Below are 25,173 nucleotides of genomic sequence, written 5' to 3'. Positions count from 1 at the left end.
GACTCCTTAAAATGGGCTTTCTAGAGATTGCATACCAACATATACCGCTTTAACTTGGGTATAGGCATTCAGAGTCTCTCGGCCATTTTCTCGGCCAATGCCAGACATTTTATAGCCACCTACTGGCATCTCTGCCGGTGACGCGCCATAGGCGTTTATCCAGCAGATACCGGCTTGTAACTGGTGAATAACTCGGTGAGCACGAGTAATATCTTGAGTAAACACTCCCGCAGCCAAACCTAAGGTGGTGTTATTGGCACGACGAACCACTTCCTCTTCTTGTTCGAACGTTAAAACAGACATTACAGGCCCGAAGATCTCTTCTTGCGTTAACGTCATCTCATCGTTGCAATCGGTAAAAATGGTAGGCGCCACAAAGAATCCGTCTGGGGCATTGTCAGGCTTTAGTGCGTGACCACCCGTCAATAGAGTTGCTCCCTCTGCTTTACCCTTTTCTATACAACTCAGCACTTTTTGCTGATGATCATGGGAAATCAAGGCGCCGAAGTTAGTTTCTGCATCCATTGGGTCACCACACACAATATTTTGCTCGGTACGTTGAACCAGTCGTTCAATAAATCGTGGATAAATCTCTTTTTGCACAAATACACGCGTACCATTGGTGCAGATTTCGCCTTGAGTGTAGAAGTTTCCAAGCATGGCGGCTGACACCGCGTTTTCTACGTCGGCGTCGTTGAAAATGATAAGTGGGGATTTACCACCAAGCTCCATGGTGACTTCTTTAAGCGTGCTGGCAGCAGAAGCCATCACTTTTTTACCGGTTGATACTTCTCCGGTAAACGATACTTTGGCAATCTCTTCGTGATGGGTTAACCACTGGCCAACGCGACCATCACCTTGCACAACATTGAATACCCCATCAGGAACACCTGCTAGAGAGAAGATTTCTGCCAAGCGTAATGCGCCAAGTGGAGTCTCTTCTGATGGTTTAAAGATCATTGCGTTACCGCACGCTAATGCCGGTGCTGCTTTCCAACACGCAATTTGTAATGGGTAATTCCATGCGCCTATACCAGCACAAATACCGAGTGGCTCTCTTCGCGTGTAATAAAAGTCGTCACCAATACTTTGTTGGTTACCCTCTAGGCCCGGCACCAAACCGGCAAAAAATTCTATGGAATCCGCACCGGTTACTACGTCGACAACCGAGGCTTCTTGCCACGGCTTTCCGGTATCTAATACTTCTACTTGAGCAAGCTCATCATTATGCTCGCGCAACAGTGCAACAGCTTTAAGTAAAATACGGCTACGCTCTGTAGCCGTCATAGCTGACCAAGTAAGAAAACCACTTCGGGCACTCTCAATTACAGCTTGTTGAATGTGCTCATCAGCAACTTCAACAGCGTAACTTACCTTCCCTGTAGCAGGGTTCACTACCTCGAACGTTTCTCCGCTTTTGTTAGCGATGAACTTTCCGTGGATATAATTTTGATAAACGGTTAACGATGACATTGGTTTCTCCCAGACTGCGCGATCACAGTGTTGATAATCGCTGGAAAATCGGCCAGCAGTAATGAAATAGGATGAGATAGAGCGAGACAATATGGAGGCATAGAAACCACTACCGATTAGGTAGTAACAAACCACTGACGCGACATAGACAAATCCTTTATCTTACATTCCTTGAGTAAATGAACGCCTAAATTGATTCTTTTTCGAATCATTCGAACACTAAATATATCAAAAATGAATTCTTATTTTTCATTAGGCACATTTATAATGCCGAGGATAATACCTTGCTTTTAATCAAATAAATAGCGCAATGTTGCATTTTTTAGCGGTTTGTTTTGATTTTGTTGCGTAAAAAACAGTTCGAACAGTAATTATTTTTTACGAAATCGGTAAGAAATTTGAGTAAATTAGTAAACGTACTGCTAGGTTATTGCAGCCTGAAACCAAAGGTTTTTTTGGTCAACAACGAATAGGTGATGCCGCCACAAAGTGACTACGGCATAGGGTATTTAGGAAAAGTAATTCGGCTTGTTACAAATAACTCTGATGTTCCTCGTAATGATTGATTTTTACTGATGATTCTTCCCCAAAACAGACTATTTTTTTACTCAATCAATCACCAATAAACAGAATGAGCGCTGAAGGCTATCGTCATCAGTATTGGCTTGCTTTTTAAACCAACGGGTACAGAGGAAAAATAAAAATTGACCACTTGCCTTGTAATGACTATTGTAATTACAAAATGTGGATTTATATGTAGGTTAGTTATGGCAACAATTAATATTCGTATCGATGATAAGCTAAAAGCGAAGTCTTATGCCGCTCTTGAAGAGCTAGGAGTGACACCCAGCGAAGTGTTGCGTCAAACTTTAGAATATGTAGCTCAAAATAACAGACTTCCTTTTCAAACCATTTTAGTCAATGAGGAAGATATGGAACTGCTTGAAACGGCGAAGCAGCGATTAATATCCCCTCAAAGAGTCAAGGTAACGTTGGATGACCTATGAGCTTGAATTTGATGCAAGAGCATTAAAAGAGTTTAAAAAACTTGATAATACTATTCGTCAACAATTCAAAAAAAGCTTAAAGAGATACTGATTCTCCCCAAGATAGCCGCTAACCAACTGAGAGAACTCCCCCACTGTTACAAGATAAAGCTTCGTAGTTCTGGTTATCGAATGATTTATCAGGTAAATGATGAAATGATCACTGTTCTAGTTGTTGCCATTGGTAAGCGAGATAAGGGTAGCGCTTATAAAAAAGCAGTGACTAGAATAAAGTAACATTCATTCTATTTATTGCCTTTGAATACTGTCAGAAACAAGTCCCACACAAAAAGTTCGTCACAACCACTTATATAAAATCACAATCCCATAAAGCACCAAAAATCACCCTTCGGTGCTTTATCCATGCAAACCTACTCTAGATCTTGCTGCTTGTAGTGGTTCAATAACGTCAACAAAAACAAGCGGATTTCGTTTTCTGTGGTGTTATCCAAGTTACTGTTGGTGCTGGCATTTAAGATAAAGTCTTCGACTTGCAGGTAAAAATTAGGTTCTGATTGGGATTTCGTTGACTGGGTCATGGAGACCTCCGTGAGTAATTTTTATCATAATCATCACGCAAAGGTTCGAATCTTTGGGTGGTGAACTGAACAGGGTTCGAACTACCGTACTCACGAGACGGCCAACCCGAAGGTTGCCCTGCCCAGCTCACCATAATTCAGTTTATTGCCGATATATTAAGCAATTTCACTATGTACAGATGAGCCAAAGCAACATATAACAAAACCAGCATTTAGCTGGCGATTATATGCCGTGAGTTAAGATTACGAGGTTCGAATCCCGACACTGGATTTTGCCAGTGCGGGGTAAGCATATGATTTATTTGCTTGAAGTGTCAATGTGTTAATGTGTTAATTATGGAATGCGATGAAGGCTGTGAGTCGTATATTCTTCTGAGCCAAAACAGTAGAATAATATGGTTGGATAACTCTATCAGCGACACTTCTTTGCTACAATCCAATCAATGAATATTTATAATGACAAAAATAATAGGTAGAACATGTCCATTTTAGCAAAAGGAACCTTGAGTAAAATGCGTGCCAATTTAGGAGAAGCGGTATTTTATCGTCTACCTGTTGGAGACTCAGAGATTGATCTTAATCCATATATAGGTCAATCGATTACACTTACGCACACAGGTAATATCTTCTGCAGTTCATGCGGTAAAAAAACCAAAAAGAGCTACTCTCAAGGTCACTGTTTCGTCTGCATGAGGAAATTGGCGAGTTGCGATATGTGCATTATGAAACCTGAAATGTGCCATTACGACCAAGGAACATGTCGTGAGCCGCAGTGGGGTCAAGAGAACTGCATGATTGACCATTATGTGTATCTGTCTAATACCTCTAGCTTAAAGGTCGGTATCACTCGTCATAACCAAATTCCGACAAGATGGATTGATCAGGGTGCCACCCAAGGTTTACCTATTTTCAAAGTAAAAACTCGTTATATCTCTGGATTGATTGAGATTGAACTAGCAAAACACATCTCAGATAAAACCAACTGGCGTACCTTATTAAAGCAAGACGGTGATGCCATGGATTTATCAGAAAAATTTGCTGAGCTTCTTCCTTTGGTTTCCAAAAAGATAGAGGAAATTAAAGAGCAATTTGGAGCAGATGCGATACAAGTATTGACCGAGCCAACAACCGAGATACATTATCCAGTGACTGCTCATCCAACCAAAATTAGTTCACATAATTTCGATAAAAACCCTGAAGTGACGGGTATTTTGCAGGGCATTAAAGGACAATATTTAATTCTTGATACTGGTGTGATTAACATTCGCAAATTTACTTCTTACGAGATTAAAGTGAGCGATTAACTGGAGTTATAGAGTTCGAATCAATGACCCGATGTAAGTCATAAGGTGACAGGCAAGTCTCATATTAATCAAATCAAATAATGATGTGATTAGCGGTTCTATTCGCATCATCTCCCCTTCATAAAGCGATCTGAGTAAGCCGTTTTTCATGCCAGCTCAGACATTTTATACCTTTCACGGCATTAGAGAGTAAAAACGAGATTAACATAATATTTTTCTCAAAAACTCAAGATAATAAGCTAACTTTTACGGCGTAGTAACGTGAAAAGAAGAAACTAAAACTGCAATTAAATTAGGCAATTACTCTATTTAAGCACTTAAAAGTGATCTGCTTGTTATTGCAAGGAATAAAGGGGCTATCTTTTCTAAATCAGTTTCGTATACTGCCTAAAAAACCAACAAAACATGAGCTGCATCACATCCCCTGTGATTTCAGACTCATAATTACAGTCAGTAAGGAGAGGTTCACATGGAAGAGACAAACAGCTTATTTCAATGGCAGCGAATTCAACGGTTTAACTTTTCTGTCTGGACTGTCCTTGGTGGTGTATTACTTGCTCGTACCAGCTATTTTATGGCGTGGCCTTTTCTTATTGTCTTCTTGTACCAAGATTACGGTGTCTCTGCGATAGATGTGGGCGCTATGCTTGCTTCATCCGCTCTAATTGGATCTATTGTTGGCCTATACTCTGGCTATCTTTCAGATAGGTTTGGTCGAAAGTGGGTCATGATCGCTGGCGCAGTCATTGCAGCCATCGCCTACACCGGCATTGCTATGGCACAACAGGTTTGGCACTTCTATGTTCTGATAATTATGAGTGGGTTAATGCGACCTATGATCGAAGCGCCATCAAAAGCGGTGATCGGCGACAATCTCGATAATTTGGCAGACAGAGAGTTAGCGTTAAATATCCGTTATTTCTTAATTAATTTAGGTGGCGCAATAGGGCCGCTACTTGGGGTGACATTAGCATTGAGCTCACCTCAAAGCCTTTTTTATATCACAGGCGCTACCTATGTGTTTTATGGGTTTTGGTTGCTATTTGGTATCGAAAGGGGTAGCCGTTTCACAAAGCCGGACCCATCACAACTGCCTAATTTTAGATCCACTCTTAATGTCATTAGAAAAGATCGAATCTTTATGTTGTTGCTGATTGCTAACTTCTTAATGATGTTTGTTTATGCGCAGTTAGAGTCATCCATACCTCAAGTTATTGTAAGAGCAACAAGCGACGAAGCGGCTTCCATAATCGCAGGGTTGGTATTGATTAATACCTTAACCATTATTATCTTCCAGTTCCCTATGTTGAAGTGGCTAGAAAAAGTGCCGTTATTTACCCGAACTCGCATTGGTATGGCCTTAATGGGGTTAGCACAGTTTGGATTTATGCTGACGCCCGTAGATTGGCCTATAGGCTGGGGAATTGCCTGTTTTGTACTGAGTATGGGCGAGGTGATCGCCTTCCCTACCCTAAATGTACAAATAGACAGAATGGCTCCCGCTCACCTTAGAGGATCTTACTTTGGTGCTGCGGCGCTTTACTCTCTGGGGTTCGCCGTCGCTCCTCTGCTTGGTGGCGTTGTGATTGAAAACCTCAACGCCAATTGGCTGTTCGGTATTTGCATCATATTCTGTGTAGTTATGGCGTGGTTGTATCAGCTTGCAGAAAACAGTGAAGATACCGTAGAAAGAGAGCCGGTATCACAGGCGTAATCCCCGGAAACAATCAAGCACCTTCTAGACAAATGAGGTGCTTTAATCTAGCTACAAATAACTACGGGGTATTTAGCCTCAAGTACATATAAAGCACATATAGGCGTATTTACAAAAATGTGAACAAGGTCTCTATCGAGAGTAACCCTTTAATTTTATTAACTATATTTTAATTTTAATAGTAAAAATCTTCTCTCTCCTGCAAAAAAACTATACATGTTGTATACATTCCGCAATTTTACCCATAGACAACATGTATACATCATGTATACTTGCTAAAAATGAGGAATACTGATCTATGAAGCCAGTCTATTTACAAATAGTTGATAACCTAGTTGAGAAAATAAAATCAGGGGATTATGCCGAAGGAGATATGCTGCCTTCAGAAAATACCTTATGTGAGATTTATGATGTTAGCAGAATGACACTTAGAAAATCTCTAGCATTGATGGTTGAGCAGGACTTTCTTTATCGAATAAAAGGTACGGGTACATTTGTAAAGAAAAACAAATCAGCTATTCATGGAGCTTCGGAACTACTTGGATTTTATAAAGAAGTAAAATCTCAAGGGAAAGAACTAACAACAAAAGTAATATCATTTGAAATTTTGGAACCAGACATAGTTGTAAGCTCCAAGCTTAATCTGGAAGAAAATGAGATGACCTATCATATAGAACGTATAAGGTTCATTAATGGCGAGCCAGAAATGGTTGAAAGAACATATATGCCTTTATCTCTTTTCTCGGATCTAACTGTTGATGTCATGAGAGAATCGAAATATGAGTATATTAAAGCTAAAGGATTAAAAATATCTAGAAGCAAACAAATAGTTCTTCCAGAAGTTGCAGGCAAAAGGCTGGGGGAATTGCTGTCTGTAGATGAGCATTATCCTTTATTGAAGGTTATATCTATCGGTGAATTTGATGACGGAACAATATTTGAATACAGTGTTAATTATTTCAAATTAAATGATTACAGTTTTGAATTTTACGCTTACAACAACAAATAAAATCACTCACATATTATTGAATTAGATGATAAACATTAGCCGTTTGTCATCTAACTAGACAGCCTAAAAATATTAATATTACTATAACTAAATGTTATAGGGATTTCTAACAGCCAAATTAAGTACAAATATTATTATGAAGGAGAAGTTTGAGTAAAATTTAAATAACCACCACCAACCTTATATAAAGAGAAAAATATGACTACTAAAATATTTCTGTGTTGTGCGGCAGGAATGTCTACATCTATGGTTGTAGATAAAATGCTGAAATCTGCAAGTGAAAGAAACATAAATGTCGAAATTAAGGCTTATTCAATATCAGAGTTTGAGGATGTAATAAACTCATATGATATTTGCCTTGTTGCACCACAAGTAAGCTACAAATTTAATGACTTCAATACAAGATGTAAAGAAGAGGGTAAGAAATGCGCAAAAATAGACATGATGCTCTATGGCACTTTAAATGGCGAAGAAATACTAAGCCAAGCGTTAGAACTAACTAATAACTAAATATAGGAGATATTGAGAATGAAGAATACGATATTTAATTTTCTCGAAAATACACTCGCTCCATTAGCAGGAAAAGTTGGTGCTCAGCGACATGTAATGGCCATTCGAGATGCATTTATTGGAGCAATTCCATTTATTATTGTTGGCTCTTTTTTGCTTGTAATTGCATACCCGCCTTTTGATAAAGATTCCACAAATCTATGGTCAGTTTTTGCTAACAATTATAAAGAGCAAATTATGGCCCCATTCCATTACACAATGGGAATCATGACACTGTGGATAGTATCAGGTCTAGGGTACAGCCTAGCGAGAAACTATAAAACTCTAAACCCTCATTTAGCCGGACTGTTGTCCCTCTCTACTTTCTTATTAGTAGCTGCTCCTATGGGAGACGGTGGAATATCGACAGCAAATATGGGTGGGAAAGGCATCTTTACCGCAATGCTTATCGGTATCTATATTCCGGAAATGATGAACTTTCTGCATAAGAAAAATATTGGCTTAAAACTACCGCCACAAGTACCCGAAAAGATTCGACAGTCCTTTGACTTATTAATTCCTGTTCTAGTAGTCATACTAACTATCTATCCTTTAAATCTATACATATATAGTGAAACAGGGTTAATTATACCAGAAGCTATAATGGAAATATTTAAACCACTGGTATCGGCGTCTGATTCATTAGGTGCAGTTTTACTTGTTACGCTAATTGCGCAAATTCTGTGGTGGGCAGGCGTTCACGGTGCTGCTATTACGGGTGGCATTATTGCTCCATTTGTATTGTCAAATCTTACTGTAAACCAGAAAGCTCTTGAAAACGGTGTTCCTGGAACGGAACTACCTACCATTTTCGCCCAGCCACTAATTGACTTTTTCATTCAATTCGGTGGTTCTGGAGCGACAATGGCACTTGTACTCCTCTTTATACGCTCTAAGGCTCAGCACCTAAAAGCCATTGGAAAAATGTCTTTAATTCCTGGGATATTCAATATTAATGAACCAGTTTCATTTGGCACACCAATAGTAATGAATCCCACCTTCTTCATACCTTGGGTATTAGCACCTCAAATCTGTGGCGCAATAACTTGGTTCTCATTCAAGTTTGAAATACTGCACCGAATCGTAGCTATTCCACCATGGACAGCACCTGCACCTATAGGAGCTATGTGGGCTACAAACTGGTCAGTTCAAGCCGCTATTGTCGTGTTTATTAACTTAATAGTTGCAGGCGTTATTTATTATCCATTCTTCAAAATGTATGAGAAACAACTTCTTGATGAGGAAAAAAGTAAAGCTAACAACGATAATCCTAATAAGCTACAAGAGTCCATAGCCTAAATAATATAACTTACAAGGAATATATCTAATCATTTTAAATATATTCCTTACTTTCAAAGGTAATAAGATGTCAGATATAAACACAAATAACGATGACCCAGTATTAAGCGAAGAGTATTTGATGGGGTTATTGTGCTCTGCTGGTAGTGCAAGATCAGCAACAATGGAAGCCATGAAACTAGCACGATCTGGAAACATTAACGATTCATTAATACTTCTAGATGAAGCAGACAAAATGCTAAATAAAGTTCATAGCGACCAGACATATTTGATTGGATTAGATGAGGGAGAGGGAAAGATAACAATGACTCTAATTCTAACTCATATTCAAGATCATATTATGACGGGTATGCTATGCCGTGATATTGCAAATGAAATAATTGAACTTTACAGAATAAACAAGGCGAAAAATGATGCTTAAAATAACGATAATAGGAGGGGGTTCAAGCTACACTCCTGAAATAATTGAAGGATTCATTAACCGTTATGATGAACTACCTATTACACATATTGATTTATTTGATATAGAAGAAGGTAAATATAAAGTTCAGACTGTCGGCGCTTTAGCTAAGAGAATGATTGAAAAATCAGGCTTGGATATTGAATTGAATATAACTTTTGATCGAAAAAAATCATTAGAAAACGCGTCTTTTATTTGCTCTCAAATGCGAGTAGGTATGATACCTGCTCGTATTGAAGATGAACGCCTTGGAAACCGATATGGAATGATCGGACAAGAAACTAATGGTATTGGTGGCTTTGCTAAAGCCATGCGAACCATTCCTGTAACCCTAGATTTATGTCGAGATATTGAAGCTATCTGCCCTGATGCTTGGTTGATTAATTTTACCAATCCATCAGGCATTGTTACTGAAACAGTACTAAAACACACTAAGGTAAAAGTTGTAGGCCTATGCAATGTTCCAGTAATTACTCAATACGGTATTCAGGAGGTTCTAGGAGAAAGTGTACAAGTTCAATTTGCTGGTTTAAATCATTTCATCCATGCTTTTCATGTTTGGGATAATGGCAAAGATCGTATCAATGAGCTGCTTGAAAGAATGTGCCAAGGCGAAGATTTTGAGTTACCTAAAAATCTGGGCCAAGTAGAGTGGTTACCTGAGCAATTAATGCAATTGGGGGCTTTGCCTTGTGGCTATCATCAATACTATTACAAACAAGACGATGCCGAACTAAAAGAAGTAAAGAGTGAAGGCTATGTAACTCGTGGTGAAGAGGTTCAAGCAATTGAAAAAGAGTTGTTTAAATTGTACGAGAATCCTGAACTAGATGTTAAGCCAAAGCAATTAGAAGATCGTGGTGGTACATATTACTCCGATGCTGCTTGTGAGCTGATTAGCGCCATCTACAATGACAAGCGTACTTTAATGCACGTCAATGTACGAAACGATGGAACAATATCAGAGTTACCAAATGACTGTGCAATTGAAGCTACTTCAATCATCACTTCTTGTGGTGCAAAACCTTTAAATATAGAACCTATATCTAATCCTGCAATTAGAGGAACTTTACAACTTCAGAAAGCTTTTGAAGAACTTACTGTACAGGCTGGTGTTACTGGTGACTACGCCACGGCACTACAAGCACTGACTATAAATCCTTTAGTAAGAAAAGGTACGGTCACAAAGCAGATCTTAGATGAAATGCTAGAGGTAAATACCAAATATTTGCCTCAATTTAGTAAACCAGTTTTGTAAGACACAGGTCATACTTTAATCTAATTATAGTTCCTCCTAATCACGGGGGAACTAAGTTTTATATCATTTATTTCGAGTGGTTAATATTGATTTAATTTTTAGGTATTTACTTGATCCAACAGTAAATTCTACTACATGAGAAATGAGTTAAGTTGCCTTAAAGCGTCAGCGCAGATAAATCAAAAGCATACGAATAAGATAAGGTAATGCTACTTTGCTGATACTCAAAATAACCACTGTAAACTAGAGGGCTAATATTCTGTAAAATAATCGTATGCTTATCTAAGTTCGCTTCCAAATACAGAGCCAGTACTAAAGTCATGCTCTCTGTACTCAGTTTCTTAACCATATTAAAGTCTGGGTGTGATGAATCTGTAACTTTGTAATTACCTTTCAACCTCATGTAGCCAGTTCCAAGCCCAATACCCGTTTTGTAGTTCCACTCATTCTTACTGTTTTTGTTGAAATGATAAAAACCCACCGGAACAGCCGATAAGGTATAGCCATAAATCGACGTACCAATATCTTTCTCTTTGTTGATACCCGGGACTTTTTGCTTCTCTATATCAAAATAGGTACCCGAAAACTTAAATTGATATCCCCATGAACTGTCATTAAATAAATAGTTTGGTTCAGTGATCAGCGAAATCAGAGGATAAATGCTGTCCCCTCCATCAAACTCCGCGATACTGTTCTCTCCTGAGTAAGCATCCTTAATCACAACAGAATCGTTTTGCATCTGAATACCCAATGCAAGCTCTACAGAATGAACATGAGTAACCTGTAGCAAGAAAAGCACACCAATAACCAAATAGAGTTGTTTACTGTTTAATTTGAGTAACATTAATAACCGAACCTAAAAAAGCGTATGTATCTTTAAAATCTTCTGCTGGAATTTCTGGCAAAGATAAAAAGAAAGCAAACAGACAAGCATTGGAGTCACGACGTTTCATGCCTAATCACATATTTATCTATGAGAGAACTGTCAATGCGAGTTTCAATTATACATTCACGCAACACATGTTACTGTAAGAAAATGTATGGACGAGTAATAGATTACACTCTTGGTCTAACCTACTGTATCTCTTCAATCTCGATATAGTCCTCTTTCTTCCTTAAGTAAAACTTTCGGTCGACCATCAAGCTTCTCTTAAGCAAAACCACAACCTTGGGGTGAATCTCATCCAGCTTCCATTTTGAAAGATCGATGACATAAGAGGTGAAATCTGACAGGTTCTCCGACATACAAGCGTCATAGGCGTCAAACCAATTACCATGAGTAATAGGTAAAAGGCCAGATCGCTGTCCTTCTATTATTTGACTGGCACTCTTCTCACAGATATTGCCAGCTTGTTGATATACCTTACCCAGCTCAAAAAGCCGATACCCCACAGCAGCCAGCTCTGAAATGACCACCAGCGAGACAACAAAATTGATGATCCGCCTTTTGATGATCTGCTTTTGCGCTTGCCTATAAAGCTGCATAGAAAATTAACCAGAAAAAAGAGAAGTATTATATCAGAACAGAAACGCCAGCTTTTAATTTCAAAACAGCAGTAGATAAACAACCGTGGTGTCATATACTAACTAAACAAATGCCACATCGGCATATGGACAATACAACTAGGAGGCATCTCAAAACCTCCATTACCTATAGAGACTTTTATATGAACCACTTTTTGGTCGCACTGTTGATTGGCTGTTCGGCGTTGGTTGGATGTCAAGCGAACAGCGACTCTACTGATGCGAGTTCCACCGCAGATAACTCGCGAACTTCTCTTGACTGGCCCGGTATGTATAAAGGAATGGTTCCGTGTGACGATTGTGATGGTACGAATATTTTACTAGAGCTAAATACAGACGGAAGTTACATGCTAGGGCGCAGTTATATTGGGAAAATGGGCATTATGAGCATGGAACAAGGCGCGGTTGTTTGGGGAAAAAATGGCAACCGTATTACCGTTGGTGAAATGCATTATCAAGTGGGTGAAAACCAACTAATCTTGCTGGATCAAAATGGTCAAAAATCCGTAAACCAAGATGGTAATAGCTACCTATTACGTAAAGAGTAGTATGAGTAGAATGACAAAAAAAGAAGACTGCCATCTCTAAAACTTTTGAGATGGTTTTATTCCCTTCATCTATTAGTTATCGTTATTAGCAATTAGCTAATAAGTATAAAATAACACTCTAATTAAGTAATTCAACATACCAACAACTCCGCATCAACAAACACAATAAAATCAATTATTATTAGCTCATAAAAAACAATCTAAAATCATTTTAATCAATGCGAATTTTCTTATTAAAACCGCAAAGAAATGACCATTAAATGCAGCAATAATAGACATCAATTTGTAGGAATATTCTTATTTTAACCTGACCTACTCATAAATAAATACAACTGTGAATCTCTACTCAATTTATTTCGAATGGAAAATTTACACTGAAAATTATGTAGTATAAAAAAGAAGGTTAACTCCATGAGAAAAAATATTATCGCTCTAACTCTTAGTAGTATTATCGCGCTAACTTCAGCACCCATTACTTTTGCTGCCAATGACTCTGCAATCCAGTCTTCCACCGACTATTCGCAAGTAGTAACCAAACGCCAAGTAGTCGATCAGTTGTTAAATGATGCCCTAAAGGCATTCAAGTCCCCTACACGTATTTCTCACGCGGGCTTTACTGCAAAAATGCCAAGCAATATGGAAATCGTGACCAATCGACTTCTCGAAGCCTATCAGCTAGAGCCTTATCGCACCGATTTATTGATTTCCGCGGCTAATGCTCAGATCTATAACAAAAATGTAGATGGAGCCATCGATCTGTTTAAGCAAGCTTTGAATGTAGCTCCTGACGATGTGGATTTACATGCCTACCTTGCTGTATGGCAACGATTTAAAGGCCATCAAACCGAGTCAAACAAACACATGGCAGCGTTAACTAAACTAGATGCGGGCAAAGCAGCCGATATCAAACGCATCTTCCAAACCGTTGAACGCATTCTAGTCACGCCCCTGAAAGAAAATGCAGATAAAGGTAAATTAGACAGCAAAGGCGCTATTGTCACTTTAGGTTACGCATTAAACCCTGATGGCTCCATGCACCCAATCTTAGAAGAGCGCTTGCAGACAACATTAAAAATGGCCAATGCCAACCCTGATGCGCTTATCGTGCTAACAGGCGGCGTACCAAAAAACCATAAAACCGAAGGCAAGTTAATGGCTGACTGGCTGATAAAAAATGGCGTCAAAAAAGAGCGTATCATTGACGAAAATTACGCCACCAGCACGGTAGGCAACGCACTATTTAGCAGCTATATTTTAGCTCGCCATAATATAAAACACGCAACGATCATCAGTTCGGCAAGCCACGTTCGTCGCGGCCAAACACTATTTGAAATCGCCAGTTGGCAAACAGGTCCAAAAGAGATCACCTTTGACACTGTTAGCTACCCTGATAAACCGCTAAAAACACTTATTAAGGCCAGCAGCAGTGAACTGCTTGGTATCTACCGTGATGCATTGCGCACGTACGGTATGTGGAGTTATCGTTCATATCCACTAGAGTCACGTTAAACTATTGAAGCCCTTTCTGAAAGGGCTTTATACTCAAGTAATCTCAAGATGCTTGTCACTTATATCGTGTTCAGATCGAGCATGTAATTCGCTGAAAAAGCATCTCCTCAATAAATACCGTTATTATTTCTGTTATCACCTGCGAGTAGAAACCAGAATTAACCTTAAAAACAAAGCCGGTATTCCAAGCATAATTTACACGCAAAAATAGCAAATATATGAAACATGATGTTTTTATGACATATTTATTAATTATTTATTAATTTATGATTAACTATTTAAGTCACTACTGACTATTTTAATAATACCTACAGCTTCCATTTGATTAATTGCAATTTCGTTCATATGGTTAATGTTAATGTCAATAATCAGATGCTAAAGGTATACGGAATGAGCATTAAGCAAAAATTATATATGTTAGGCTTTATTGCCACGTTGGGAGTCATCACGTTAGTCGTCACCACTTCCCAGTTTTCCAAAAATACCGAGCAACTTAATACAGCAACCAATTTAGTCGCACAATTAGAGATCCGCTTATTAAACTTAAGACGCAACGAAAAAGATTTCTTGCTTCGTAAGGATATGAAGTACTTAGATAAGTTTAATAATAATATGGAGATTTTTTTATCGTTAGAGGAAGAGCTCTCTGGCATTTTGACTAGCGCTAAGCTTCTTTCCAGTGACCAATTAAAAGCTGACGCTTTACGCTACCAGAAAGGCTTTCAAGCTCTGGTACTTACATTTCAAGAGCACGGACTGAAAGACGATCAAAGCTTACTGGGAGCGTACAACTCTGCTCTAGAAGCGTATCAATCTCGTCTGACGGGCGATCAGCTACTTTCAGTCTTTGCTTTTGACAAACAGATTCATCAAGGCATCTTTGACCGTTCGTTACTGACCACATCGGGGTCAACGCCACTGCTCACTGCGGCAGAAACACTGGTTGCTCAAAAGGTTGCGATTGGGCTTAAATATAACGAGGGAGCATTAGGTGACACTCGAAAACTCTCCCACACCGTAGAAGAACAGTTTAAAACTTTCTCAGCAGCATTAGATGGTGAAATTAAATCTGAAGAGTCGCAACTTTTGGTTATTGAGCAGGCAATAACCGCAGGCGTTATTATTTTAATTATCGCTTTAGTTTATCAAATATCCCGTTCAATAAATTCACAAGTCGCGAAACTGCTGTCGGTCATTCAAAATATCGCCAGAACCAATAATGTAAGTATGAGAACTCAGCTGACTGGAAATGATGAGTTGGCGTCGATCGGCATGTATTTTGATCGACTGCTAGATAAGTTAGAAACACTTATCTCCAGCACGCAGGGCAAATCAGCTCAGCTGTTTCATAACACCAGTAATATGCATAATGAACTTCAAGATGTGATCGAACAGTTTAATGTTCAAGTGGAACACACCTCGACAATGGCCACATCAGTACAAGAGATGGTTGCCACCATCAATGAAATTTCAGAAAGTACCGCGGTCGCGGTAGAAGGGGTTCAGCAAGCTTCTGTCAATGCAAAGCATGGGCGCCAAGTTGTGCAGTCGACGGTACAAAACGTCGATGAACTCTCTAACATATTGGGTAAAAGTCAGCATTCCATCTCTTCGTTAAACGAGAACGTCGATAAAATTGGTGGGGCTGTAAACATCATACAAGAGATTGCTGAGCAGACTAATTTACTCGCGTTAAACGCGGCAATAGAGGCCGCACGAGCAGGTGAACAAGGTCGAGGGTTTGCCGTGGTGGCCGATGAAGTAAGAGCCTTAGCAAGCCGCACCCACCAGTCGACTGAAGAGATCACAAACGTGGTTTCATCTATTCAAAATCAGATGTCAACGGTGGTAACCAACATAGATCAATGTAATGAACAAGGACAACAAACCCTTTCTGCTTCACAAACACTGGATGAGAGTTTAAGTCAGATTATTGGAGATATGGACAATATTCAATCCAACTCAGAGAGAATTGCCTCTGCCATTGAGGAGCAAGGCATTGTGATGAATCATGTCGGTGAATCCATTACCGAGTTAAACAGTATCTCAGACAATAACATGCACTCTGCGGAGCAGTGTTTGGTCGAGGTCGATATGGTTTCAAGCCAAGCTCAGGAGATGGATGCGGCCGTCGCCGAGTTTCAAACCAATAAAGGGTAAACCGCTCCACGCAGCTCACTATGTTGATGCTTGCCATAACGCAAGAAAATTGCCATGCAGTAACAAAGATCGAAGACAGTGGATTTTTGTTACTGCTAGTCGGAATGTGTCTCCAAACGTGTCTTTAACCATTGCAGTATGCGGCTAATTTTTCCATGTTGTCTTACCGTCAATGTATGCTGCATTAACTGCCTCAGCCAGACATCAACCGCATTCCAATCATCACCGGCAGACACTCTACCAACCCCATTACGGCTGGTGGAAGTCGCAAAGGTAGGGGTCATTTCCCACTGTGATAACGCATTCCTATCGCAATCAAGGGGCAGTGCGGCAGCGAAGTCTATCAACACGATACGTTGGCTCTTTTCTAGGTACAAAACATTGGATGGTTTGATATCACCATGCACCCACCCCTGTTGATGGCAGTGATGGATTACGCGGATCAACTGTGGAACAAGTTCAAGAAAACGGTCAATATGCTGATAAGAAAAACTCAGCATATCTTTAGCGTCGGCATAGTAGTGCAACGTTAACGTTCGTTCCTCACTGTTTTTGCTCAGTAAGGGTTGAACAGCCGGACAGGCACACGCTTGTAATGCCTGCCACTCAAAGTTAAATGCGCTAACATCCTCTCTGGTTTTAATTAGCACAGCTCGCTGTGCTTCATATCGGCTATTCATTAAAACAACAAAAACTACAGCTTACGGGGCAATTTATAACCAGAGAAAAACAACTTATTAAACTTAACGCTGCTGTCTCCCACGGTCATATCTACCACGATATGTTTGCCATCTATCTCATACAGCACTTTATTTACCTGCCTATCACTCGTTGCCGATATCTTGCTGTCAAAGATAACTCGTATAAAGCCCCACTTTCCGTTGTAAGTTTGTGTTGCCACTCGATCTTCAGCACGGTAAAAACTGCTGGTAAGTTCTGACTCATCGCTGTTCGATGGCCAGTTAATCTCACGCCACACTCTTGGCCCATGTCGATAGTCAAAAATGGATTCCACTTCTACCATTCTAAACTCAGTTACGTCAGTGCTCATTGAGCTAGGCTTAATTCTAAATTTGACCGACAGCTCTTGTCCCGCGGCATTAAAGAACAGATTTTGAATCTGTTTACTAAAAGAGATTTGAGCCAGACCGTCACGGCTAATGGGTAAGCTTCTACCATTCACGCTCTTCGCGACCAGCCGGCCATTATCCCACTCAACAAATGGGCTCAGTACTTGCTCAACAAAACTCTCTAACTGCCCTTGCGCTTTAAAGAATGAACTAAAATCACTTAGGGCAATTTCACTGCGACTTGTCGGCACAAATGGGAAGCGGCCAAAAATGGCTTGAGAGTAAAACTCATACACCTTGTTTTGCCACTCAACATTGACATAGTCCATCGACGAATCAATCACATGTCCCCACGACTGCTTAGCGATGGATTGTACCCATTTGCCAACATACCCTGGTGCACTGCTCGACTCTCTGGCAAACATGACAATGGCGTCTTGGCTACCTTGAGCATGAGCCGCCGCATAGTCATAAATCGCTTTACTTGGGTTTGCGCTGGTTAACGCAGCATCAAAATAGCCATTGAGCTGATCAAATTGCGCCAAAAGTGAGTCCAATGGCGCGGTTCCTGACGCATTGCCATCGACACTGATGTAACTCGAGTAGCTCTTAAATGCTTCATTTACCACAAACGATGGTTGTAACCGCAATATCTTATCACCGGCTAAACGGTTTATTTTATCCGCTTTCTTAGCAACTTTAGCGACCTGCTTAATACCCAGTTGGGCAGCAATTTGCTTCTGTTGTTTGGTGTCTGGCTGCTCTTCTACCGCAAGAGTAGTGTTGACAACAATGGCTTCAAGAACGTCCAAGAACGGGCTAGAAGCAGGCTCACGGGCAAGTTTTAATGCCAACGCAAACTCTTGAGTAGAGCCAAATGACTTAACATGGATGTTCTTTATTAAGTCCTTCCATCGGTAAATATAATCAGCAAAGTAAAGCCGCTGAATCTGTTTGCTTAGCTCGGTAAGCTCAGTGATGGAAACAGCAGAAAAATCCCCTTGCAGCATTTTAAACTCTTTTAGCTGCAACCTAAGAATGGCGGATTTAGCAGAAAGATCCAAATTACTAAAGCCTTGCTTGGTATAGATCTCTGGCATCAAAAAGCCGTGATAGGCGTCTGAGAAAACAAAAATCTGCCCAAACTTTTCACCCAGTTGTCGACGGATATCAACCTGTGCGTTGTACTTAGGCAAACTCTTAATACGAGAATAAATAAGTCGTTCTGGAGAGAGCCCTTCTAGGTTATTCACCGCGACCGCTATCAGCTCTTTGTTTGGAGTTAAGGTTTTATCATACTGGCTAGAAAACAGATCTTGAATCAAGTAAGAGAGCTTATTGATATCGTCCTCTGACACATCACCTTGGTCTTTAAGGTTCTCCAGCAAGTACTCTTGCATATCGGCTATGTCCAGTCGCTGTTCATTAAACAGCATTTGGTAAAAACGCAATATCTCAAAAATACGGCTTGGATTGCCCAAGCTGATGTAAACATACAACTCATTGCTGATAAGTTCTTCAATTTTAGGTAACAGAATCAAATTAAGCTGATTCTCGTAAGCCAAGTTAACAAGCTGAGCAGTCTCCTCTTGTTTAATGCTTACTTTTTCATACCACGGCTTGTGACTAACACCTTCGGCAACCACTTCTCGCAGCTCATACAACACGGCAATAACGTCAGTGAGCGAGCTGCTCTCTGAGTTGAGTCGTTCTATATTAGAACTATAAACACTCAGCTGAGTAGTTGTTCTCGCACGCCATGCTTCATCAGCATTCCAGTTATCTTTTAATCCCAGCCCAACCACAACCAGCACTGATACCATGGTCAACAACACGACCGCTCTTAACAGGTAATAGCTGTTCTGTCGGGTTTTATTTACCCCAACCAGACGACTTTCTGGCAAGATCACCTTACTAAACAACCCAGAAACAAAGAAACTCCGGCGATGACTCGTTTGGCCTTTGACGCCGGCACTTACAAATTCAGACTGATCCGCTATCGCTTGAGTAAGAAGATCAAAACTGGCTCCCTTTTGTCCTGATGAAAGAAAGTACGCGCCTCGAATCCAGACAGACTCTCTCACTCGGTTTTCTCGGCCAATCTCTTTGAGCAGCTTTTTCACTCGCTCCATAAAGATGCGTAGCTGGTAAGGGAACGCCACAACCGCGCTGGACTTATCGCTACTGATATTCTTCAGCAACTCAAATTGTTGATCCCCCAGCGATGAAATTAACGCTTTTAACTGCTCATCAAAACGGTATGAGTCAAACTGTTTAGCGGGTGTATCTTCAAAGGTCATGCCAAACGGATTATCCAGCGTGCTAGCAGGAAAAGACTCAAAAAAGTCGACAAAATCCGCGATGGTATCGGCTTTAGAGAACAGAGTATAAACAGGGATACGAATGCCAGTTTTATCACTTAGAGTCAAAATGGCTTCTTGCAAAATTGAGCTCAAGCGCTGCTGATCTTTGCTGTCACCTTTTAGTATTCGGTCACAACCTATCACTGAAATAATGCCATTCACCGCCTGTCTTGGACGATGCTTCATTAGCTGTTGGCTAAGAACTTCCCATAGCGCTTCATCAATACCTTCGTTATCAAACAGACGATGACCGACTTCGATAACCACGGCACGATCATTACTCCAAAAAGTAAGGTATTGCTCTTCTTCTTCCGGCTGAAGCTGATGGCTTAATACCTTCTCAAGGTTATTCTGCTGAAGAACAGAGCTTTTCGCGTCACCTTCTCCGCCAATCAACAAGTACCATGGCAAGTCATAAAGGGTTTGTAACTTGCTACTGCCGCTACCACGAACTTTCTTTACCGACATAGCAAAAATATCACTGATGTATTGGCTATCTTTTTTTAACAGTATCTGTTGTTCATGTGCAGCCTCTGCTTCTCGGTCTTTTTTCTTTGGTTTAAATAGCCAAAACAGTCCAAGTAACAGTATTAGGCTTCCTACCACAATACATAGATAGTTTAGCCAAGTTTGCTCATCAACAAAGTAGTTGAACCACCAAGGCATTAAGCCTGCAATAAACAGAACAGAGGTCAGCAATAACACCACTATTTTTTTAATCATTTTATTTCTGCGCCCTTCTTAGAGTGGCACTTAAACTAAAGCGAACATTTATCTCGTTCTTTAGCTTTTTCGCCTCAGACAAATCATTGCCCGCCATTAACAGTACATCTACCCTTTCATCTGTCGATTTAACAAATGCATCATAGCCAGACCGCTTAAGTGTGGTGGCCAGAGATTGTGCATCTGCCAACTTAACAAACGACGCTAATAGCAGTTCCCACTCTTTTAATACTGTATTTGTTGTTGTCGCTTCGGTTTGTGAGGCGTCCGATGATGACGCATCTGACGACTGTAATCCCAGATCATCGTCGGTACTGACATAGACAAGATCTCGATTACTATTGGTGAGATCCATATTCACTTCGTTGAGCATGGTTAACTGAGCAACAAATGGTTCGCTACGATTAAAATACCAATACTCTGAAGCGGCATAAGCACTCGATAAGATGAAGCCCATCAACAAAAATAGCTTGGTTAAACTTAACGGCCGGCTTGGTGATTTGGATTCATGTAACTCTGGTGTGGTAGGCAACAGCAGCGGCTTTTCATTGCGGAAATGACGGATAGCACTGTATGTTTCCGCTTTAATTTCATTGAGTTCATTTTCATCAGCATGGCGATATCGGCCTTTAAAACCGATCATCATAAGCACATATTGCAGCTCTAAAAAATCCACCAATTTACTGGGTTGTTCCCGCGCTTTATCCAATAAGACGAAAAAGGCTTCCCCTCCGTTTCGCTGAGAAAAAACCTTACTCAGCAACGAATAATTTTCCCAACGCCCTTCTTGTCCCCACTTGGTGTACAACACCGCTTCATCAAAAGCGGCACACAGCACAAAACAGCTCTTATCTATAACACTTGGATGGTAGTCCAGATATAAACCACGGCGACGAAAAGTACTGATTCCATCTAAGATCTGTTGTCGAAAACGCTCTATATTTTTAGGGGAACCTTGTCTAGCAATGGTCACCAAAACACTTAATAACTCAGACGCTGCATTTAGCAATGGGCTGTCATGAAGCTCCAAGTTCTCCAGCAATTTGTCTGCACCATTTAAGTCCAGATACACCTTCTCTGCGGGTTTACTCGCAGAGGGTTGAGCTTGCTGGCGATCTCGCCTGACAACAACGGTGGGTTCTTCGTTAAATAATCCGCTCACCTACTACCTACCTAATTACGTAGAACTCAACTTGCACATCCCCAATACGGTCATCAATATGGAGGGCAATGGGTTCATCTTTCTTAACTAATGCTTTCCAAAGCTCAGATTGAGTATCAAGCTCAAAATAGGCAGCATCATGACGGGATTTTAGCTCGGAAGGCGCATATGGCAGTGGCAATAACGGCACACCAGACAGCGCATTACGTACAAGTTCAGCAATTGCGCTATTACCTGCAAGCTTAGCGGCAAATGGGAACTGCTCTCCCAGTTTTGCCGAACCTAACGACGAGGTCACCACCAGCACAAAGCGGCCATTGTTAAATAGGCTACGCTCTTTAATCAGCGTTCTAAGCAGTCGTCTTGTGGCAAATAGATTGGTGTCCCATTTTAGATTGGTGACGTTATCTAACTGCACTTCTCGTAATTGCAGCATCATTTCAGAAAAGACATGAGAGAAAATTTTGTACAGCTCGTTAGGGTTCCATGCCAGCACTTCTTTGGGCATTTTTCCTTCAAGGCCTGCCATCTGGCCTACCATAGAAATGCACTCAAAATAGAGATCACGCGTCGCAATCAGTTCACCATCTACCCAGAGCTTGAGCTTAGGTAGCCATCCACCTAAAGCCTGCATCCATAAGTAATCACGTATCAATGACTGATAGCTTTTGCTCTGACTTTCGGCGTTGAGTCTCACCGCGATAGTGTTTGCTCGATACTGCATTTGAGCATGGATATCACTTAAACTTTCTACCAGATAGCTAGACGCACCAAAATGCAAACAGTTCGGCACAAACGCTTTGTTGAGTAGTACTGTACCTTCCGATTTGTGCTCACTCACTTGCGCCACAGGGATAAGGGTATAATCTTCTAACTCTTCCCCTTCTAGCTTTAAAGTGACATTTAGGTTCGCCACGTCAAGTTGAACAGGTTCACTTCTGTCTCGACTGGTATCAAATACACTGGTTTCACTGGGTTTATTTCTTAGTCGGTCGTCATCACCTACATCGACGGCTCCTGAACGATAAACAGGAAGTGCTAAATAGACTCGTTGATTGATAAAACCTTGCGGTATATCGATCACCAAGGCTTGCTGAAGTTCAAAAGGTGTGCCATCCGGAAAACGTCCTCTGGCATGTTTGATGCCAAATTTGCCTATTTTTAATAGCGCCGTATCAATATCAAGCAAGGAGAAGCCAAACGCCATGGTTCCACTCTGCTCACTAAACTCACGAACGTAATTCTCTAGGTATCTCTCTTGCTGCTGAAAGTGCTGAGGACTAAGGAACATTCCCTCACTCCAAACGACTTTTTTATTATCCATTATTCTTCCTCTGCACCAGATATGGAGATATTTAAACCATCAATTGAGACATGAACCGTCACCAATCCAAGTTGCTTAATTTTATAAATGGCTTTGCTCTTTGCTTCTCGGTAGTTGGCAAACGAGCCCACAACGGCTATGTATCTTGTTTCTAAACTAATTGGAAAGGCTTTCACCCGATACTCTCCGGGCAAAATACTTGGCAAGTGGCGAGTAGAGACCAAGCCCGACTTAAGAGCCCCTTGATCATCATCGTAGAGCTGTAAAAAACTGGCCTGATTGAATGCGTCATTATCAGATAGCTGATAAACACGTAGCTCTAAAGGTGATGCCTCTCCATTCACATTAGGGTTAATGTTTTTTTGTGCGTGGATTTTCAGTGTCAGTTTTGGCGGAACTTCATCACTAAAAAAACCGCATGAGGAGAGAGATAGACTCAGTACGACACCAATAAACAGATTCTTCATGCTACTTTCCCTCCAATTTTTGTTGCACTTTGATGGAGTCTTTAAAATACGCTTGAAACTTCACTTGTAGATCTCTTGAATTCATTTGTCGCTTAAAATAACGCTTATACAGCTCCCAATATTTGGGCTGGCGCCTAAACATGCCGGGGGTAGATAACTCATCAAACATAGATTCAAGATTTTCAGGAGCAAGCTCTTGCAATAATCGGTTGAGTGCCATCTCTATCGCTTGATCAATATCGGGTTCATAGGGCGTTGGACCAAAAAATGGGTCATCCTCGATTCGAGTATCAACATTGACTTGATTTTGACGATTGAGGGCCACAGGGGAGTTGATCTCTTCCTCTGATGTTGGCGTGGAACCCATTGGTGATGATGGGAAAACAGGGTTCATATCAAACTGAGAAAACGGGTCATCGTCCAGCTCTCTAAAATCATTATGTGTTTGTGGTGTGGCCTGCTGCTTTTTACTCGGTTGACCACCAAATGGATCCTCTTCCACCACCGCATAATCTGAAATGGTAAAATCCACCTCTTCAGTGACGGCATCATTTGTTGTCTCGACATTTTCAACAACGTCAGCGCTGGAGAACGGGTCATCAAACACGTCCCCTTGTACCTCACCCGCGGGTTGAGACAGCAGCGCCGGCGCACTGGGAATAAAGCAGGAAACCAACAGGCGAAAACGCCCCAAATCAAGCACATCACCATCATTTAAAGGAGACTGATTCCCTTTACCCAATGGTGTACTGCTACCATTAACAAACAATCCGTTAGAGCTATTATCAATAATATGATAGCCACGGTTGGACTTTTTTATCGTGGCGTGACAATTTGACAGCTCTCGGCTGGCATCACTTAATTGTAAGGTTGAGCCAAACGCGCGACCTATGTCCCCGCCACTTTCAGGGAACTGCTTATTCCATTCTGTAATGTTCTCACCGTCCGGAGAACTTATAATTCTAATCGATAATGGCATACTAAATACTCTTACACTTTTTGATCGCAAGATTAAATGTGGATAAAAATTGAGGGTATTTTTTGGTGAACTCTCGAGAAAAATACACTCCTAAAGGCTTTCTTTTTACTGTTGTTTTTGCAATGGCTCGATAACTTAAGCCCATCTTTTTTATCGTTTGTTCAATAACTTCATCATTGCCAAGTATAGCGCCTACATCGCCACTAATGAGCAGTTCTAGCATCGCTTTTACAGAACGAGGCTTTTTATTCACCAAGTAACCCTGATTTTGTAACCAAAACCACTTATTTGAGCCAAAGAGTGCGGCTACCTCTACTTGCTGTTTAAACATAGACTGATTTAAGTCAATCGCGTCGGAGAGTGAAAACCAGCTCCATTTTTGCTCTAACACCGGATCAGACAACACCGCGTATTTATCGCGAACGTCATTTCGCGAGGCTAGGAAAAAACCATTTTGCGTCCCGACTTCCACCAGCAATTGAGCATTATCCCATTGGGTCATCGTTAACTGATAAGGCTGTTCCATTTTTCGCATAATGCATTTTATTTTCTCAATACCGCGCCCTTTCATTACCCCATCAACACTATATTGATAGGGATACCACTCCTGAGTGGTCAATAAAAGACGTTCGGGCTTTTTAGCCGCATAGGCGGTATTCGCCATCAGCAATGCCATGCATACCGCACCACTCG

Annotated in this window: 24 protein-coding genes; 12 read left to right on the top strand and 12 right to left on the bottom strand. The window is 40.8% G+C overall.

Translation table 11 applies throughout. The features are described 5' to 3' along the window. Window positions 1-6: 6 nt before the first annotated feature. Window positions 7-1,473, bottom strand: coding sequence for a betaine-aldehyde dehydrogenase (betB, locus tag CHJ_RS18505; RefSeq protein ID WP_317918573.1), 1,467 nt, complete (start codon window positions 1,471-1,473; stop codon window positions 7-9). Window positions 1,474-2,240: 767 nt separating this feature from the next. Here betB and CHJ_RS18500 point away from each other — a divergent pair. Both CHJ_RS18500 and CHJ_RS18495 read left to right on the top strand, forming a co-directional pair. Next, complete coding sequence (locus CHJ_RS18500) at window positions 2,241-2,480, top strand: type II toxin-antitoxin system RelB/DinJ family antitoxin (protein ID WP_171751199.1); 240 nt, start codon at window positions 2,241-2,243, stop codon at window positions 2,478-2,480. A gap of 63 nt (window positions 2,481-2,543) precedes the next feature. Further along, on the top strand, window positions 2,544-2,756 hold the full coding sequence (locus CHJ_RS18495; protein ID WP_411861589.1) for a type II toxin-antitoxin system RelE family toxin: 213 nt from the start codon (window positions 2,544-2,546) through the stop codon (window positions 2,754-2,756). 134 nt (window positions 2,757-2,890) lie between these two features. On the opposite strand, the gene CHJ_RS18490 is transcribed toward CHJ_RS18495, so the two are convergent. Continuing rightward, window positions 2,891-3,058: a hypothetical protein gene (locus tag CHJ_RS18490; RefSeq protein WP_317918572.1), complete on the bottom strand. Its 168-nt coding sequence runs from the start codon at window positions 3,056-3,058 to the stop codon at window positions 2,891-2,893. 479 nt (window positions 3,059-3,537) lie between these two features. Between CHJ_RS18490 and CHJ_RS18485 the strand changes: the two genes are divergently transcribed. From CHJ_RS18485 to CHJ_RS18455, 7 genes are all read left to right on the top strand, one after another. Beyond that, complete coding sequence (locus CHJ_RS18485) at window positions 3,538-4,362, top strand: DUF2797 domain-containing protein (RefSeq protein WP_171751202.1); 825 nt, start codon at window positions 3,538-3,540, stop codon at window positions 4,360-4,362. Between the two features lie 469 nt (window positions 4,363-4,831). After that, window positions 4,832-6,076 (top strand): MDR family MFS transporter, encoded by a 1,245-nt coding sequence (locus CHJ_RS18480; RefSeq protein WP_171751203.1) that lies wholly within the window; start codon window positions 4,832-4,834, stop codon window positions 6,074-6,076. Window positions 6,077-6,374: 298 nt separating this feature from the next. Further along, on the top strand, window positions 6,375-7,085 hold the full coding sequence (locus CHJ_RS18475) for a GntR family transcriptional regulator (RefSeq protein WP_317918571.1): 711 nt from the start codon (window positions 6,375-6,377) through the stop codon (window positions 7,083-7,085). Window positions 7,086-7,283: 198 nt separating this feature from the next. After that, window positions 7,284-7,595, top strand: coding sequence for a PTS sugar transporter subunit IIB (locus CHJ_RS18470; protein WP_317918570.1), 312 nt, complete (start codon window positions 7,284-7,286; stop codon window positions 7,593-7,595). 18 nt (window positions 7,596-7,613) lie between these two features. Further along, on the top strand, window positions 7,614-8,933 hold the full coding sequence (locus CHJ_RS18465) for a PTS sugar transporter subunit IIC (RefSeq protein WP_317918569.1): 1,320 nt from the start codon (window positions 7,614-7,616) through the stop codon (window positions 8,931-8,933). A gap of 67 nt (window positions 8,934-9,000) precedes the next feature. Then, complete coding sequence (locus CHJ_RS18460; protein ID WP_317918568.1) at window positions 9,001-9,354, top strand: PTS lactose/cellobiose transporter subunit IIA; 354 nt, start codon at window positions 9,001-9,003, stop codon at window positions 9,352-9,354. Further along, complete coding sequence (locus CHJ_RS18455; protein ID WP_317919211.1) at window positions 9,347-10,651, top strand: 6-phospho-beta-glucosidase; 1,305 nt, start codon at window positions 9,347-9,349, stop codon at window positions 10,649-10,651. Before CHJ_RS18460 ends, CHJ_RS18455 begins: the two co-directional genes overlap by 8 nt. A gap of 157 nt (window positions 10,652-10,808) precedes the next feature. Here CHJ_RS18455 and CHJ_RS18450 read toward each other — a convergent pair whose 3' ends face one another. The 3 genes from CHJ_RS18450 to CHJ_RS18440 all read right to left on the bottom strand — a co-directional run bounded on the left by CHJ_RS18450 (window position 10,809) and on the right by CHJ_RS18440 (window position 12,136). Beyond that, the gene (locus CHJ_RS18450; RefSeq protein ID WP_317918567.1) at window positions 10,809-11,495 is read right to left on the bottom strand and encodes a hypothetical protein; all 687 of its coding nucleotides are present in this window, start codon (window positions 11,493-11,495) and stop codon (window positions 10,809-10,811) included. Beyond that, entirely contained in the window at window positions 11,473-11,604 is a 132-nt protein-coding gene (locus CHJ_RS18445) for a hypothetical protein (protein ID WP_317918566.1), read from the bottom strand. The genes CHJ_RS18450 and CHJ_RS18445 overlap by 23 nt, the downstream gene beginning before the upstream one ends. A 121-nt stretch (window positions 11,605-11,725) precedes the next feature. Next, a complete protein-coding gene (locus CHJ_RS18440) occupies window positions 11,726-12,136 on the bottom strand; it encodes a hypothetical protein (protein ID WP_317918565.1) in 411 nt (136 codons plus the stop codon). A gap of 182 nt (window positions 12,137-12,318) precedes the next feature. Between CHJ_RS18440 and CHJ_RS18435 the strand changes: the two genes are divergently transcribed. The 3 genes from CHJ_RS18435 (at window position 12,319) to CHJ_RS18425 (ending at window position 16,392) form a co-directional block, all read left to right on the top strand. Next, window positions 12,319-12,723 (top strand): copper resistance protein NlpE, encoded by a 405-nt coding sequence (locus CHJ_RS18435; RefSeq protein ID WP_171751205.1) that lies wholly within the window; start codon window positions 12,319-12,321, stop codon window positions 12,721-12,723. 411 nt (window positions 12,724-13,134) lie between these two features. Next, window positions 13,135-14,232: a YdcF family protein gene (locus CHJ_RS18430; protein WP_317918564.1), complete on the top strand. Its 1,098-nt coding sequence runs from the start codon at window positions 13,135-13,137 to the stop codon at window positions 14,230-14,232. Window positions 14,233-14,622: 390 nt separating this feature from the next. Next, window positions 14,623-16,392: a methyl-accepting chemotaxis protein gene (locus CHJ_RS18425; protein ID WP_317918563.1), complete on the top strand. Its 1,770-nt coding sequence runs from the start codon at window positions 14,623-14,625 to the stop codon at window positions 16,390-16,392. 95 nt (window positions 16,393-16,487) lie between these two features. Here CHJ_RS18425 and CHJ_RS18420 read toward each other — a convergent pair whose 3' ends face one another. The 7 genes from CHJ_RS18420 to CHJ_RS18390 are packed head-to-tail and all read right to left on the bottom strand — an operon-like array spanning window position 16,488 to window position 25,156. Further along, on the bottom strand, window positions 16,488-17,072 hold the full coding sequence (locus CHJ_RS18420) for a protein kinase domain-containing protein (protein ID WP_317918562.1): 585 nt from the start codon (window positions 17,070-17,072) through the stop codon (window positions 16,488-16,490). A gap of 14 nt (window positions 17,073-17,086) precedes the next feature. Continuing rightward, a complete protein-coding gene (gene tssM, locus CHJ_RS18415) occupies window positions 17,087-20,548 on the bottom strand; it encodes a type VI secretion system membrane subunit TssM (RefSeq protein ID WP_317918561.1) in 3,462 nt (1,153 codons plus the stop codon). A 1-nt stretch (window position 20,549) separates the two neighbouring features. Continuing rightward, window positions 20,550-21,710, bottom strand: coding sequence for a type IVB secretion system protein IcmH/DotU (gene icmH / locus CHJ_RS18410; RefSeq protein ID WP_171751216.1), 1,161 nt, complete (start codon window positions 21,708-21,710; stop codon window positions 20,550-20,552). A gap of 7 nt (window positions 21,711-21,717) precedes the next feature. Beyond that, window positions 21,718-23,034: a type VI secretion system baseplate subunit TssK gene (tssK, locus tag CHJ_RS18405; RefSeq protein ID WP_171751217.1), complete on the bottom strand. Its 1,317-nt coding sequence runs from the start codon at window positions 23,032-23,034 to the stop codon at window positions 21,718-21,720. Then, on the bottom strand, window positions 23,034-23,501 hold the full coding sequence (gene tssJ, locus CHJ_RS18400; protein ID WP_171751218.1) for a type VI secretion system lipoprotein TssJ: 468 nt from the start codon (window positions 23,499-23,501) through the stop codon (window positions 23,034-23,036). The genes tssK and tssJ overlap by 1 nt, the downstream gene beginning before the upstream one ends. Window position 23,502: 1 nt before the next feature. Beyond that, the gene (locus tag CHJ_RS18395) at window positions 23,503-24,480 is read right to left on the bottom strand and encodes a type VI secretion system-associated FHA domain protein (protein ID WP_171751219.1); all 978 of its coding nucleotides are present in this window, start codon (window positions 24,478-24,480) and stop codon (window positions 23,503-23,505) included. 1 nt (window position 24,481) lies between these two features. Then, complete coding sequence (locus CHJ_RS18390; protein ID WP_253822001.1) at window positions 24,482-25,156, bottom strand: transporter substrate-binding domain-containing protein; 675 nt, start codon at window positions 25,154-25,156, stop codon at window positions 24,482-24,484. Window positions 25,157-25,173: the final 17 nt, after the last annotated feature.

Origin of the sequence: Vibrio sp. MACH09 (assembly GCF_033238805.1) — a bacterium.
Lineage (GTDB): Bacteria > Pseudomonadota > Gammaproteobacteria > Enterobacterales > Vibrionaceae > Vibrio.
Note: the sequence above shows the minus strand (reverse complement) of the source record. Positions and strands in the feature narration are given on the sequence as shown.